This is a genomic window from Rhodococcus sp. IEGM 1408 (genome assembly GCF_033142235.1).
In the GTDB taxonomy this organism is placed as follows: Bacteria; Actinomycetota; Actinomycetes; order Mycobacteriales; family Mycobacteriaceae; genus Dietzia.
In genome coordinates this window covers 185,995-200,557 of record NZ_JAWLRW010000003.1, presented here as the reverse complement: position 1 = coordinate 200,557, position 14,563 = coordinate 185,995, and the positions used below count along the sequence as shown (strand labels likewise).

14 protein-coding genes, 1 tRNA gene, 1 other RNA gene and 1 pseudogene are annotated in these 14,563 nt (G+C 67.6%); 16 read left to right on the top strand and 1 reads right to left on the bottom strand.

The window, feature by feature from the left end; all coding sequences use genetic code 11:
• Positions 1–30: 30 nt before the first annotated feature.
• The 11 genes from prfB (at position 31) to R4P08_RS06160 (ending at position 8,570) form a co-directional block, all read left to right on the top strand.
• A complete protein-coding gene (prfB, locus tag R4P08_RS06210) occupies positions 31–1,140 on the top strand; it encodes a peptide chain release factor 2 (RefSeq protein WP_317812906.1) in 1,110 nt (369 codons plus the stop codon).
• Complete coding sequence (locus tag R4P08_RS06205) at positions 1,137–2,033, top strand: mechanosensitive ion channel family protein (protein WP_317812905.1); 897 nt, start codon at positions 1,137–1,139, stop codon at positions 2,031–2,033. The genes prfB and R4P08_RS06205 overlap by 4 nt, the downstream gene beginning before the upstream one ends.
• Positions 2,033–2,665 carry a hypothetical protein gene (locus tag R4P08_RS06200; protein ID WP_317812904.1) on the top strand — a complete coding sequence of 211 codons (633 nt, stop codon included), beginning with the start codon at positions 2,033–2,035 and terminating at the stop codon, positions 2,663–2,665. Before R4P08_RS06205 ends, R4P08_RS06200 begins: the two co-directional genes overlap by 1 nt.
• A 67-nt stretch (positions 2,666–2,732) precedes the next feature.
• Complete coding sequence (ftsE, locus tag R4P08_RS06195; RefSeq protein ID WP_317812903.1) at positions 2,733–3,422, top strand: cell division ATP-binding protein FtsE; 690 nt, start codon at positions 2,733–2,735, stop codon at positions 3,420–3,422.
• Entirely contained in the window at positions 3,422–4,324 is a 903-nt protein-coding gene (gene ftsX, locus R4P08_RS06190) for a permease-like cell division protein FtsX (protein ID WP_317812902.1), read from the top strand. Before ftsE ends, ftsX begins: the two co-directional genes overlap by 1 nt.
• Before the next feature lie 145 nt (positions 4,325–4,469).
• Positions 4,470–4,976, top strand: a complete 507-nt coding sequence (gene smpB, locus R4P08_RS06185) for an SsrA-binding protein SmpB (RefSeq protein ID WP_317812901.1) — start codon at positions 4,470–4,472, stop codon at positions 4,974–4,976.
• Positions 4,976–5,821, top strand: a complete 846-nt coding sequence (locus tag R4P08_RS06180) for a DMT family transporter (RefSeq protein WP_317813121.1) — start codon at positions 4,976–4,978, stop codon at positions 5,819–5,821. The genes smpB and R4P08_RS06180 overlap by 1 nt, the downstream gene beginning before the upstream one ends.
• A 92-nt stretch (positions 5,822–5,913) precedes the next feature.
• Positions 5,914–6,287, top strand: a transfer-messenger RNA (tmRNA) gene (gene ssrA, locus R4P08_RS06175).
• Between the two features lie 165 nt (positions 6,288–6,452).
• Positions 6,453–7,196, top strand: a complete 744-nt coding sequence (locus tag R4P08_RS06170) for a DsbA family protein (protein ID WP_317812900.1) — start codon at positions 6,453–6,455, stop codon at positions 7,194–7,196.
• 124 nt (positions 7,197–7,320) lie between these two features.
• A tRNA-Ala gene (locus R4P08_RS06165) sits at positions 7,321–7,396 on the top strand.
• 79 nt (positions 7,397–7,475) lie between these two features.
• Complete coding sequence (locus R4P08_RS06160; RefSeq protein WP_317812899.1) at positions 7,476–8,570, top strand: serine hydrolase domain-containing protein; 1,095 nt, start codon at positions 7,476–7,478, stop codon at positions 8,568–8,570.
• A gap of 37 nt (positions 8,571–8,607) precedes the next feature.
• On the opposite strand, the gene nadE is transcribed toward R4P08_RS06160, so the two are convergent.
• Positions 8,608–9,471 (bottom strand): ammonia-dependent NAD(+) synthetase, encoded by an 864-nt coding sequence (gene nadE / locus R4P08_RS06155; RefSeq protein ID WP_317812898.1) that lies wholly within the window; start codon positions 9,469–9,471, stop codon positions 8,608–8,610.
• A gap of 175 nt (positions 9,472–9,646) precedes the next feature.
• Between nadE and ykgO the strand changes: the two genes are divergently transcribed.
• From ykgO to nrdF, 5 genes and pseudogenes are all read left to right on the top strand, one after another.
• Complete coding sequence (gene ykgO / locus R4P08_RS06150; protein ID WP_317812897.1) at positions 9,647–9,769, top strand: type B 50S ribosomal protein L36; 123 nt, start codon at positions 9,647–9,649, stop codon at positions 9,767–9,769.
• A gap of 790 nt (positions 9,770–10,559) precedes the next feature.
• Entirely contained in the window at positions 10,560–10,790 is a 231-nt protein-coding gene (gene nrdH, locus R4P08_RS06145; protein WP_317813120.1) for a glutaredoxin-like protein NrdH, read from the top strand.
• Positions 10,791–10,886: 96 nt separating this feature from the next.
• Positions 10,887–11,378: pseudogene (gene nrdI / locus R4P08_RS06140) on the top strand (class Ib ribonucleoside-diphosphate reductase assembly flavoprotein NrdI); the annotation flags it as partial.
• Positions 11,379–11,382: 4 nt separating this feature from the next.
• Complete coding sequence (gene nrdE / locus R4P08_RS06135) at positions 11,383–13,488, top strand: class 1b ribonucleoside-diphosphate reductase subunit alpha (protein WP_317812896.1); 2,106 nt, start codon at positions 11,383–11,385, stop codon at positions 13,486–13,488.
• 55 nt (positions 13,489–13,543) lie between these two features.
• The gene (nrdF, locus tag R4P08_RS06130) at positions 13,544–14,560 is read left to right on the top strand and encodes a class 1b ribonucleoside-diphosphate reductase subunit beta (RefSeq protein WP_317812895.1); all 1,017 of its coding nucleotides are present in this window, start codon (positions 13,544–13,546) and stop codon (positions 14,558–14,560) included.
• Positions 14,561–14,563: the final 3 nt, after the last annotated feature.

Genomic DNA, 14,563 nt, shown 5'->3' with positions numbered 1-14,563 from the left:
CACCGCCCGGGCCGCGTAGAGTTGGATTCCGTGCACCCTGACGTTTCCTCCGACATCGCAGCCCTCGACTCGACCATGACCACGGTCGAGAAGGTCCTCGACATCGACGAGCTCGCTCGCCGTGTCGACGAGCTCGAGCAGATGGCCGCCGACCCCGACCTGTGGAGCGACCAGGAGCGGGCTCAGAAGGTCACCAGCGAGCTCTCCTACATCCAGGCCGACCTGCGGCGGTGTCGCGCGCTGCGCCAGCGGATCGACGACCTCCCGCTGATGTACGAGTTGGCGGAGGAGGAGGGCGAGGGCGCCGTCGAGGACGCCGACGCCGAGCGCGCCCAGCTCCGTGAGGACGTCGAGGCCATGGAGGTCAAGACGATGCTCAGCGGCGAGTACGACAGCCGCGAAGCCGTGGTCAACATCCGCTCCGGCGCCGGTGGCATCGACGCCGCGGACTTCGCCGAGATGCTCATGCGCATGTACATCCGCTGGGCCGAGAAGGCCGGTCACAAGGTCGAGGTCTACGACACCTCGTACGCGGAGGAGGCCGGCATCAAGTCGGCGACGTTCGTCGTCCACGACCCGTACATGTACGGCACACTCTCGGTCGAGCAGGGCACCCACCGGCTGGTGCGGATCAGCCCGTTCGACAACCAGGGCCGCCGCCAGACCTCGTTCGCCGAGGTCGAGGTGCTGCCGGTTGTCGAGCACACGGACTCGATCGAGGTGGACGAGAACGAGGTCCGCGTGGACGTCTACCGCTCGTCCGGCCCCGGCGGTCAGTCCGTCAACACCACCGACTCCGCGGTCCGCCTCACCCACGTCCCGACCGGGATCGTGGTGACCTGTCAGAACGAGAAGTCGCAGCTGCAGAACAAGGTCGCGGCCATGAAGGTCTTGGCGGCCAAGCTGCTCGCGCGCAAGCAGCAGGAGGAGCGGGCGGCCCTGGACGCCCTCGGCGCGGGCGGCAACGCCTCCTGGGGCAACCAGATGCGCTCGTACGTGCTGCACCCGTACCAGATGGTCAAGGACCTGAGGACCGAGTACGAGGTCAACAACCCGTCCGCCGTGCTGGACGGGGACATCGACGGGTTCATCGAGGCCGGCATCCGTTGGCGGATGCGGGAGGGGGCCACTCCGGCGTGAATTTCGACAGTGACTTCAGTCCGATCCTGGGCTGGCTGAGTAATAACGGCCTCGAGGTCGTCCTGCTCGTCCTCGGCGCAGCGCTGCTGACGAGGGTGATCGCCAAGATCGCGCGCATGTGGACCGGGCGGATCGACTCCAAGCACTCCGGAGAGGACTTCTGGTCGGAGGAGTCCAAACACCTGCACTCCCTCATCCAGGTGATCTCCTACGTCGCCGTCGGTGTCCTGTACATCCTGTTCGGTATCCAGGTCCTGCTGCGCTTCGGCGTCAACCTCGTCACGCTCGTCGCGCCGGCCACGGTGCTCGGCGCGGCGCTGGGTTTCGGTGCCCAGAAGATCGTCCAGGACTTCCTGGCCGGGTTCTTCGTCCTCGCCGAGCGCCAGTACGGGTACGGGGACATCGTCGAACTGACCACGTCCACCGGCGTGACCGCGGGGACGGTGGAGGACGTGACCCTGCGGATCACGCGGCTGCGCACGCTCGACGGTGAGGCGGTGATCGTTCCCAACGGGCAGATCGTCACCGCCATCAACCAGTCGCAGGACTGGGCGCGCGCGATCATCGACGTGCCGGTGCCCAACAACGCGGACATGGACAAGGCCCACGAGGTGCTCACGGGAGTCTGTCGGGACATCATCGACGACGACAGGGTGGGCCAGTACATCCTGGACGAGCCCACCGTCATGGGCGTGCAGTCGATCAAGCTCGAGCAGACGGTGATCCGGCTGCTGGCCCGTACCAAACCCGGAATGCAGTGGGAGGTGGGCCGCCGCATGCGCGCGGTCATCCTCCGCCGGTTCCGCGCCGAGGGCATCGTCCTGGAACCCGAGGCACTCGCGGCCATCCGGGCGGGCATGCTCCGCCCGCAGACCGGAGAAGGGAGCGTCTGATGACAGACAAGCCAGAAGACGACACCTCGGCCGCCCGGCCCGACCTCGCCCGCGAGGGGGAGCCCACTACCTCGACGACGCCACCGCAGCCCGTGGTCAGCGGGGATCCGTTGGGTCTCTTGGGAATGCCCGAACCCGACGCCCCGTCCCGTCGTCCCCGACCGAAGATCGTGTCCCTCCTGGGGGAGTTCTTCAAGATGTCGCGGACCACCGCTATCCTCCTGGTGACGTTCGTGTTGGTCAGCATTCTGTACTCGATGGTCAAGGACGCGCCGGTCCTCAGGGTCGGCCCTCCGCCTGTACCAACTCAGACTCTCGTCCCGTCCGAGCAGGTCACCCCGTCGCCCTCGACCGAGCAGGCCACGGAGACGTCGGTGCCGACGGAGCCCACCACGTCAGCGCCGACGGAGCTCACCACGGAGGATCCGGAGTCGTTGAGTCGGCAGACCACCACGCCCAGCTCCGACCGGCTGGGAAGCCGGACCACTCAGCAGGCTCCGCAGGGAACGCAGCAGCAACAGCAGGCGCCGCAACAGCAGGAGCAGACCCAGCAACAGCCGCAGCTACAGCCTCAGCGGGTGCCCGAGGGCACGGTGGCCGGTCCGACCGGGGACGGCCGGACCGCGGAGTAGCAGACCGCGCCACCTCAGTCGGCGCCGCCGCCGAACAGTGTGACTGGAGTAGCGCTAGTCTACTGAAGTGATCAATGCTTCCCATGTGACTAAGTCGTACGCGTCCTCGACGCGACCGGCTCTGTCCGACGTGAGCGTGGAGATCGCCAAGGGCGAGTTCGCGTTCCTCATCGGCGCCTCCGGTTCGGGCAAATCCACGTTCCTGCGCCTCCTGCTCCGCGAAGACAGGCCGGACTCGGGGACCCTCGTCGTCGCCGGCCACGACCTCACCCGGATGAAGACCTCCGCGGTTCCGGTACTCCGGCGGACGCTCGGCTGCGTCTTCCAGGACTTCCGCCTGCTGCCGGGCAAGACCGTCGCCGAGAACGTGGCGTTCGCCCTGCAGGTCATCGGCAAGTCGCGCAAGACGATCGACAAGGTCGTCCCGGAGACCCTCGACATGGTGGGTCTGGGCCGCGAGGCCAACCGTCGACCGCACGAGCTCTCCGGTGGTGAGCAGCAGCGCGTCGCGATCGCGCGGGCGTTCGTCAACCGTCCGCTGTTGTTGCTCGCGGACGAGCCGACCGGGAATCTCGACCCCGAGACCAGCGAGGACATCATGCTGCTGCTCGACCGGATCAACCGGACCGGGACCACCGTCCTGATGGCCACCCACGATCGGCACATCGTGGACCGGTCGCGGCGCCGCGTGGTGGAACTCGTCGACGGCGCCGTCGTCCGCGACGACGCCCGGGGTACCTACGGAGTGGGTCGCTGATGCCGCTGAAGTTCATCGCGTCCGAGGTCGGGCAGGGTCTGCGCCGCAACCTGTCCATGACGCTGGCCATGATCATCACCACCGCGGTCGCGCTGGCGATGCTCGGCGCCGGGGTGCTGGTGGTGATGACCGCGTCCGCCAGCCAGGCCAAGTACGACTACCTCAACGAGTTCCGTGTCTACGTGGACCGGTCGATCTCGCTGGAGGACCCCGACTGCGCGTCGGAGTGCGCGGAGATCCGCGACCAGCTGGAGGCGACGACGGGCGTCGCCTCGGTGGAGTACCGGAACCCGGAGGAGACATTCGCAGAGTTCGTCGAACTGTTCTCCTCGACCGACCCGGTCCTCGTGGAGTCGACCTCCCCGGACGCCCTCGGCTCGCGGTTCACCCTCACCCTGGACGACCCGACCCGCGCCGAGTCGGTGGCCCGCGACCTGGGTGCCGTCGAGGGGATCGAGATCGTGCAGGGGCAGGGCGAGCTGGTCGAGCGGGTCTTCTCCGTGCTGGACGGGATCCGGAACGCGGCCTTCGCCGTCGCCGTGGTCCAACTCCTGGCCACCGTGCTGCTCATCGCCAACATGACCCAGATCGCGGCGTTCACCCGCCGTACCGCGGTGGGGATCATGCGGCTGGTGGGGGCGAGCCGCTGGTACACCGAGTTGCCGTTCGTGCTCGAGGCGGTGCTCGCCGCCGTGGTCGGGGCGCTGCTCGCGGTGGGCGGGCTGCTGGCCGCCAAGAGCGTCTTCCTCGACCGGGTGCTGGCGGAGGCCTATCGGGCGAACCTCGTGGAACGCATCACCACCGGCGACGTCCTGCTGCTGGCGCCGGTGCTGGTGGTGGCCGGCGCCGCGGTCTCCGCGCTGACCGCCTGGGTCACATTGCGGATCACGGTTCGGCACTGACCTGCCCCTGATCTAGACTCAGGGGTCTGCCCGACTACCGGACTAGCTGCACTGCCGGACTAGCCGTATCGCCGGACTGGACGTTCTCACGGACGAGCCGTGCTGACGGACGATCCGCAACTACCGGACGAGGAGGTGAGCCGACGTGGCCAAGAAGGGCAAGAAGGGTGCGTCGACCCTTGGTCGTGACGGCAGCGTGGTCGCGAGCAACCGCAAGGCCCGGCACGAGTACACCATCCTCTCCACCCACGAGGCCGGCATCGCGCTGAAGGGCACCGAGATCAAGAGCATGCGCGAGGGCCAGGCCTCGTTGGTCGACGCGTTCGCGACGATCGACGACGGCGAGATGTGGCTCCGCGGGCTCCACATCCCCGAGTATTCGCACGGTAGCTGGACCAACCACGCGCCCAAGCGGGCCCGCAAGCTGCTCATGCACCGCCGCGAGATCGACTCGCTCATGGGCAAGGTCCGGGACGGCAACGCCACCCTGGTCCCGCTCTCCCTCTACTTCGTGGATGGGCGCGTCAAGGTCGAGCTCGCCGTGGCTCGCGGCAAACAGGCCCACGACAAGCGGCACGACCTCGCCAAGCGGACCGCCGAGCGCGAGGCTGTTCGCGAACTCGGCAGGAAGATCAAGGGCATGCACGCGTGATGCCCGTCGCGCTGGCGTCCACGTCGGCGGTGGCGTACGGCGTCAGCGACTATCTCGGCGGGGTGGCCTCCCGGCGCGCCCGCGCGCTGCGGGTCGTCAGCGTCTCGTATCCGCTGTCCATCCTGCTCGTCGGCGTCGCGGCCGTCGTGGCCGGTGGTTCGCCGACGCCTGTCGGGGTGGCGTGGGGGCTGGCCTCGGGTCTGGCGTCGGGGATCGCCGTGTGGTCCTTCTACGTGGCACTCTCGCGCGGGCCGATGAGCGTGATCTCGCCGATCACGGCGGTGCTCGCCGCGGCCGTCCCGCTCGCATTCGGGCTGGCGGCGGGGGAGCGGCCCAGCACCACTGCGCTCGCCGGCATGGGCGTGGCGCTCGTGGCCACAGTGCTGGTGTCGCTGGAGAGCGACGAGGGCTCCTCCGCCCGGCACGGCCGTCTCACCAGGAATCTCATGGTGCTGACGGTGGTCGCCGGGTTGGCCTTCGCGGCCTTCTTCGTCCTGCTGGCGCAGGTTCCCGCCGACGAGGGCTTGTGGCCGGTCCTGGCGTCCCGGATCGGGGCCACCGGGGTCGTGCTCGGCGCTGCGGTCGCCGCCCGGGAATCCTTCAGATTCTCCCGACGCCTCATCGCGGTGGGCCTGGTGATCGCGGTGTTCGACGTGGTGGCCAACGGCGCCTTCTACTTCGCCTCGCAGGCGGGCATGCTCTCGCTGGTCAGCGTGATCGCCGCGCTCTACCCCGCGTTCACGGTGGCACTGGCCGTCACGCACGGCGGGGAGCGGATGCGCCCGGTCCAGATGCTCGGGCTCGCGCTGGCCGGTGCGGCGATCATCCTGCTCGCCCTCGGCTGACCGGCGGGGACTGGCGGCGGCGCTGGACTGGCGGCGCGGCAGGGGGCGGAGTACTGTAGGTGATCCGTCGGCGAAAGTCGGCGGTACCTGACGGGGCTGATGTGGTTTCGACTACGTGAGTTGACGCAGGGGAAGCGTGCCGGTGCAGGCCAGAGACCACCGTAAGCGTCGCGGCAACCAATTACGCGCCGATACCAATCAGCGCGACTACGCCCTCGCTGCCTGACAGCGAGCTCGTAGTCTGTCGGCCCGGGGTCGCTCTCGCCCCGGTCACCGGCATCATCTAGAGGGATCACCGGCTCACCCGGTCACGGGGTGGGTCGGGACATCAAACAGTGACTGGGATCGTCATCGCCGACATGTCCGCATGAGGGCGAGATCCGAGTAGAGGCCAACGCGGACTGCGCACGGAGAAGCCCTGCCGATGCTGCGGAGGACCCGGGTTCAATTCCCGGCAGCTCCACCATCGGGCCGAGCCCCCTGTCGAACATCGACAGGGGGCTCGGTGCATTTCTCCCGGCTGGCGCCCGCCGCGCGGGGTTGCCGGTCTCCGCTTCGGTACCCTCGCGGTAGTCGCTGATCGCCCGGGAGAGGGCCGTCGGTATCCCAGTAGAGAGAGGCCCGCGCACACGTGAACGCCAAGCCCGCAGGTAACAAGAGCACCAAGGTGCTGCAGACCAAGTCCAACAACGGGATGCTCATCACCGTCGCGGCGCTGATCGCCATCGCCGTGCTGGTTCTCGGCGGCATCGTGTGGGCAGCCCAGCGGGGTGGCGAGGCCAACCCGATCACGTTCGGAGAGACGGCCGATCCGCTGATCGCTGTCTCGGATACCGGCGTGATGACCGTCGGCGAGGAGGGTGCCCCGACCATCCAGATCTGGGAGGACTACATGTGCCCGGCGTGCGGCTCGTTCGAGGGCCAGAACGGCGAGCGCATCGCGTCCGCTGTCGAGGCCGGCGACCTGCGTGTCGAATTCCACACCCTGAACTTCCTCAACGGCCAGTCGGGATCGGGGGAGTACTCCACGCGAGCCCTCGCCGCCATCCAGTGTGTCGCGGCCAAGGACACGCTGCCCGTCTTCTTTGACGTCAAGAACGCCTTCTTCGCCCAGCAGCCTGCGGAGGGCGGCGGGGACAACACCGCGGGCCAGCTCGCCGACATCGCGGAGGCGGCCGGCGCCAACCCGGACACGGTGGAGTGCATCGGCAACGTGGAGACCAACGGTGGCATGGACAAGGCCTCCGACAGCGCCGACAACGCGCAGCAGAGCATCCGCGAGATCACCGACAAGGTCTCCACTCCGACCGTCGCATTCGAGGGCGAGGTCGTGGAGATCAGCAACCCGGCGTGGCTCGACGACATCCTCGCCTGATCACCTCTGAAGGGCACCGGCCCCGCCCGTTCGTGGCGGGGCCGGAGCCGATTTGGAGGCCCGAACCGCGATGGTGTAACTTTGGTCGAGCCGGTGACCGAGAGGTCAACGGTGAACAAGGTACGGGGCTATGGCGCAGCTGGTAGCGCACCACACTGGCAGTGTGGGGGTCAGGGGTTCGAATCCCCTTAGCTCCACCACGGGGATGTCCCGGTTCATCTGCAGAGATGAGCCGGGGCATCCCTTTTTTCATGTCGATCACCGTCGTAGTGTGGGCGCATGGTTGAGCCGGGGGACGTCGGGGCCGCGTTGGACGGGCTCGTCGGGAGCGGCCACCTGGTCGGGTACGTCGCCGGAGTCCGCGACGACGGCCGGTCACGGATCTTCGCGGGCGGCGCCCGGTCAGTAGGCGGCCCCGCTCTCGCACCGGATTCGGTGTTCCCGCTGTCGTCCAACACCAAGCCGGTGGGCGGTGTCCTCGCGATGAGGCTGATCGAGCTGGGAGTCCTCGAGCTCGAGGACCCGGTCGCCGGGTACCTGCCCGAGTTGGCGGAGCCGCGGGTCCTGGCGCGGCCCGGTGGCCCACTGGAGGAGACCGTCCCGGCGGAGGGGCCGGTCACACTCCGGCACCTGCTCTCCATGACCGCCGGCTTCGGCTGGGCGGGCGAGGGCAGCCCGCTGGCCCACGCCATGAGCGAGCGGCAGGTCGCACCGGGACCGTATGCCCCGCCGATGCCCCCCGACGAGTACCTGCGTCTCCTCGGCGCACTCCCGTTGGCCGACCACCCGGGTCGGGGGTGGTACTACCACACCTGTAGCGACGTCCTGGGCGTCCTCCTGGCCCGGGCGACCGGCACCTCCGTGGCCGAGCTGCTGGCCGAGCACGTCACCGGTCCGCTGGGGCTGCGTGACCTCGGTTTCAGCGCGGAATCGGACCGGATACCCACCGGATACGGGGTCGGACCGGGCGGGGGGCTCCGCGAGCTCGATACCGCGGGACGGTTCGGTCGGGCCCCGGAGTTCGAGTCGCTGGCGTGCGGGCTGGTGTCCACGGTCGCCGACTACCTGGCGTTCCTCGACGTCCTGATCGACGGGAGGGCCGTACTGGGCGCGGAGTACGCGCAGGAGATGGCAACCGACCACCTGACCGCCGGGCAGCGTGCGACCGCCGAGGGGTTCATCGGCCCGGGGTGTGGCTACGGGTTCCAGGTGGAGGTCCGGCCGGACGGCGCGGTCGGCTGGGCGGGCGGACTGGGGACCATCGGGTACGTCGACCGTCGCACCGGCCGGTCAGCGGCGGTGTTCACCACCCAGTCCTACGACGTGCCCGGGACGGCGGACGCCCTCGAATCGGTCTGGTCCCTCCTGGCCTGACCGGACAGCCGGCCGACCTCCCGGGCTCATCGCGTGGCTACCGCCACCAGTGGTCCATCGGCGTGGCGGGGACGGCGCGCTTGTGGCGGGACGTGAGGAACAGGTGCTCGATCCGGGCCGCGGCCTCCGGCGGGACGCCGTCGCGTCCCTCCAGGTAGTCGTCGATCTGCTCGTACGTCACGCCCAGCGCCACCTCGTCGGGCAGGCCCGGGCGGTCGTCCTCCAGGTCGGCCGTGGGGACCTTGTGCCACGTCGACTCGGGGGCGCCGAGGTGACGCAGCAGTGCGGCGCCCTGGCGCTTGGTGAGGCCGGTCAGGGGGGTCAGGTCGACACCGCCGTCGCCGTACTTGGTGAAGAAGCCGGTGACGGCCTCGGCGGCGTGGTCGGTGCCGACGACGAGGTGGCCCAGCTGCCCGGCCACCGCGTACTGCGCGATCATCCGCTCGCGCGCCTTGACGTTGCCGCGGACGAAGTCGCGGAGCGGGCCCGCACGCCCCGGGAGGTCGGCGAGGGCGGCGGCCGCCGCGGCGGAGGAGGCATCGGAGGCCGCGCGGACGTCGACCGTGACTGTGGCGTCGGGCCGGATGAACTCCAGGGCCGTGCGGGCGTCAGCCTCATCGGACTGGACACCGTAGGGCAGACGCATGGCTACGAAACCGGCCTCCGCCACGCCCTCGTCCCGGAGCTTCTCGGCGGCGAGCTGGCAGAGTCGGCCCGTCAGCGTGGAGTCCTGGCCACCGCTGATCCCCAGTACGAACCCCGTGGCAGGGGTGGACCGCAGATAGTCGGCGAGGAAGTCGACGCGGCGCCCGACCTCCTCGGCCGGATCGATCTCGGGAGACACCCCGAGCTCGTCGATGATCGCGGACCGGAGTTCTGTTCCGACAGGGGAGGCGTTCATGGGGGCCAGCATAGGTGGTGGGCCCGTCACCGCCGGTTGGAGTTCCGGTGTGCCGGTCCGTTACGATGATCCAGTTGTGTGTCGTGCATCCGACTTCGAGGTCGGAGGTGTCGCACAGTCATTCCCGTCCTGTCGGCGGCCAACGCGGCCGCCCCGAGAGCCTAAGGAGCGCCAGATGAAGGTTCGCAAGTCCCTCCGGTCGCTGAAGAAGAAGCCGGGCGCCCAGGTTGTCCGCCGTCACGGCAAGGTCTTCGTGATCAACAAGAAGGATCCCCGTTTCAAGGCCCGTCAGGGCTGAGTTCGTCCGCGTGGATCCCACGCACCCTCGAGGGCCCGTCTCCGGTTCGCCGGTGGCGGGCCCTCGTCGTCGTCCCCGGGGGTCGGGGCGCCCCACGCCGGCGTGACCCCGCCGCTCCCGGCGTCCCGCGATACCCCCGCGATGCAGCCGTGCCGGGCGTCCCGCGACGCTCCCGCGATGCACCCGTGCCGCCGCGCGCTCCGCGGTACCAGGGCCGTGCCGCCGCGCGCCCCGCGGTGCCAGTCTCCCGCGGTTCGCCCCGCTTTCAGCTACCGCGCCAACCGGTCCGGCCACCCCGAAATCCACCCCGCTGACCAGCAGTCCTGTGGACGGGCTGGGGTCGGTGTGGGGACGGCTTGGGGACAACTTGTGGGGCGCCAGCGGGGTGCCTGTGGGGTGCCGAATGTGGTCTCCGGGACCGGCCCCGGTGTGGGAGAGTGACGGTCGGCGGTCGACGCGACAGGGTCGGAGCCGACAGTTCCCACGGGGGGCTGAGAATGTCCACAAGGCGGGATCGCGACCTGGGAATATCAGTGTTGTAAGACCAAAATGTTGTGGTCGATTGACTCGTCGGCCACTAGGGGTAGTGTTAAGAGCGTTGCGACGCCCGATGAATGCCACTCGTGACATTCGGGTTGAGAACCCCGGCAGGCAGCAACAAATACAGACAAACACTTAACAGACATCACGGTTAGTCACAGGCCGGGCGCGAGCGCCGGAGCCGATGACCGTCCGAGAAGACCCCCTCCGCGCCGACCCGGCGCCAGTGCCGAAAGAGGTCCACGAACTCATGGTCACCGTCTACACCAAGCCCGCCTGCGTCCAGTGCAACGCCACCTACAAGGCGCTCGACAAGCAGGGCCTCGAGTACAAGATCGTTGACATCTCGGTGGACGACGAGGCTCGGGAGTACGTGATGGCCCTCGGGTACCTGCAGGCGCCCGTCGTGGTGGCCGGTGGCGACCACTGGTCGGGGTTCCGCCCGGACCGGATCAAGGCGCTTGCCACGGTCGCGGCCTGAGGCTCGACCGCGGACTGCAACACGGTGGGCGACTGCAACATGGTGGCGGCCTGCGGCACGGTCGTCCAGTACTGAGGTTGAACAAGGGGGGCAGTCATGGCGGCTCCGCTACCGGCCACCGAGCCGGTGAGGATCGTCTACTTCTCTAACTTCTCCGAGAACACCAAGCGTTTCATCGATCGACTGGGGCTCCCGGCGCTACGGATACCCGTGCGCAAGACCGAGACGCCCGTGGTCGTGTCGGACCCATATGTTCTGATCGTCCCGACGTACGGGGGAAGCCTCGAGGTCACAGGGAAGAGCGGGGCCGCGGTCCCGCGACAGGTGGTCGCGTTCCTCAACAACGCACACAACAGAAGCCTCTGCCGGGGTGTCATCGCCGCCGGCAACACCAACTTCGGAGCGGATTACGGTCGTTCCGGCGACGTGATCGCAGGAAAGCTCGAGGTCCCGTACCTCTACCGGTTCGAGTTGATGGGCACACAAGAGGACGTCATACGCGTCCGCGAAGGATTGGAAGAGTTCTGGCATGGCAGCACCAACCGTGACCCCCGAAGGCCTGACTGCGACAGAGGCGGGCGAGGGGCAGCGCATGGACTACCACGCGCTCAACGCCATGCTCAACCTCTACGACGCGAACGGGAACATCCAGTTCGAAAAGGACCGTGAGGCGGCGCGGGAGTACTTCCTGCAGCACGTCAACCAGAACACGGTCTTCTTCCACAACCTGGACGAGAAGCTGGACTACCTGGTCGAGAAGGACTACTACGAGCGCGAGGTGCTCGACAGGTACACGCGCAACTACGTGCGTGAGCTGTTCGACCACGCCTACTCCAAGAAGTTCCGGTTCCAGACCTTCCTCGGTGCGTTCAAGTACTACACCTCGTACACGCTCAAGACGTTCGACGGGAAGCGTTACCTCGAGCGTTACGAGGACCGCGTCTGCATGGTCGCCCTCACGCTCGCGGACGGCGACGAGGCACTGGCGATGCGTTTGGTCGACGAGATCATCGAAGGCCGGTTCCAGCCCGCCACGCCCACGTTCCTCAACTCCGGCAAGAAGCAGCGCGGCGAGCCCGTCTCGTGCTTCCTGCTGCGCATCGAGGACAACATGGAGTCCATCGGTCGCAACATCAACTCCGCGTTGCAGCTGTCCAAGCGGGGTGGCGGCGTGGCGCTGCTGCTGTCCAACCTCCGCGAGCACGGCGCCCCGATCAAGCACATCGAGAACCAGTCCTCGGGCGTCATCCCCGTGATGAAGCTGCTGGAGGACTCCTTCTCCTACGCCAACCAGCTCGGTGCCCGCCAGGGTGCCGGAGCGGTGTACCTGCACGCCCACCACCCGGACATCTTCAAGTTCCTCGACACCAAGCGGGAGAACGCGGACGAGAAGATCCGCATCAAGACCCTGTCGCTGGGCGTGGTGATCCCCGACATCACGTTCGAGCTGGCCAAGCGGAACGACGACATGTACCTGTTCTCGCCGTACGACGTCGAGCGGATCTACGGCAAGCCCTTCGCGGACGTCAACATCTCGGAGCACTACCACGAGATGGTCGAGGACAGCCGGATCAAGAAGACCAAGATCAACGCCCGGCACTTCTTCCAGACCGTGGCGGAGCTGCAGTTCGAGTCCGGCTACCCGTACATCATGTACGAGGACACGGTGAACCGGGCCAACCCGATCGCCGGCAAGATCACGCACTCCAACCTGTGCTCGGAGATCCTCCAGGTCTCCACTCCGTCGACGTACAACGACGACCTGTCCTACTCCCATGTAGGCAAGGACATCTCCTGCAACCTGGGCTCGCTGAACATCGCCAAGGCCATGGACTCGCCTGACTTCGCCCAGACCATCGAGACGTCCATCCGGGGTCTGACCGCAGTGTCCGACCAGACCCACATCGACTCGGTCCCGTCGATCGAGCGGGGCAACGCGGAGTCGCACGCGATCGGCCTGGGACAGATGAACCTCCACGGCTACCTCGCCCGTGAGCGGGTCCTCTACGGATCCGAGGAGGGCATCGACTTCACCAACATCTACTTCTATACGGTGCTCTACCACGCGCTGCGGTCGTCCAACCTCATCGCGCGGGAGCGCGGGACCTGGTTTGCCGGGTTCCCGGAGTCCACGTACGCCTCGGGCGAGTTCTTTGACAAGTACACCGACCAGGTGTGGGAGCCCGCCACCGAGCGGGTGCGTGAGCTGTTCACCGAGTCGGGGATCGCGGTGCCCACCCAGGATGACTGGCGCGCCCTCAAGGCAGACGTGCAGCAGTACGGCATCTACAACCAGAACCTGCAGGCCGTGCCGCCCACGGGGTCGATCAGCTACATCAACAACTCGACCTCGTCGATCCACCCGGTGGCCTCGAAGGTAGAGATCCGCAAGGAGGGCAAGATCGGGCGCGTCTACTACCCGGCGCCGTACCTCACCAATGACAACCTGGACTACTACCAGGACGCGTACGAGATCGGCTACGAGAAGATCATCGACACGTACGCGGCGGCCACCCAGCACGTGGACCAGGGGCTCTCGCTGACCCTGTTCTTCAAGGACACGGCCAGCACCCGCGACGTCAACCGCGCCCAGATCTACGCCTGGCGCAAGGGGATCAAGACCCTGTACTACATCCGCGTGCGTCAGCTCGCGCTCGAGGGCACCGAGGTCGAGGGCTGCGTCTCGTGCATGCTCTGATCCCGCGGCCGCAAACCTGCGTCCCCGACCCCACCCGCCACCAAGAGGAGATCCGATGACAGCCGAGCTCCACGCTCCGGGATCACACAGCCCCGCCGCAGGCATCACCCCCCGGCTCGTCGACCGGGTGTCGGCGATCAACTGGAACCGCATCCCCGATGAGGTCGACGACCAGGTCTGGGGACGGCTCACCACCAACTTCTGGCTGCCGGAGAAGGTTCCGGTGTCCAACGACATCCCGTCCTGGCAGACCCTGACGGACTACGAGCAGCAGATGACCGCCCGCGTCTTCACCGGGCTGACGCTGCTGGACACCATCCAGGGGACCGTCGGCGCCGTCAGCATGATCCCCGACGCCTCGACCCCCCACGAGGAGGCGGTGCTCACCAACATCGCGTTCATGGAGTCGGTCCACGCCAAGAGCTACTCGACCATCTTCTCCACGCTGTGCTCGACACCGCAGGTCGACGACGCCTTCCGCTGGGCTGAGGAGAACCCCTTCCTCCAGAAGAAGGCCCACATCGTCCTCGGGTACTACGCGGGGGACAATCCGCTCAAGCGGAAGATCGCCTCGACCCTCCTCGAGTCGTTCATGTTCTACTCGGGCTTCTACCTGCCCATGCGCTGGTCCTCGCGGGCCAAGCTCACCAACACCGCGGACATCATCCGGCTCATCATCCGGGACGAGGCGGTGCACGGCTACTACATCGGTTACAAGTACCAGCGCGCCCTCGAGCACGTGAGCCAGGCCGAGCGCGACGAGCTCAAGGACTACACCTTCGAGCTGCTCTTCGAGCTGTACGACAACGAGGCCGACTACACCGAGGATCTCTACGATCCGGTGGGCTGGACCGAGGACGTCAAGAAGTTCCTGCGCTACAACGCCAACAAGGCGCTGATGAACCTCGGCTACGAGGGGATGTTCCCCAAGGATGAGACCGACGTCGACCCGGCGATCCTGTCCGCCCTGAGCCCCAACGCCGATGAGAACCACGACTTCTTCTCGGGCTCCGGCAGCTCGTACGTCATGGGTAAGGCCGAGGCCACCGAGGACGAGGACTGGGATTTCTGACTC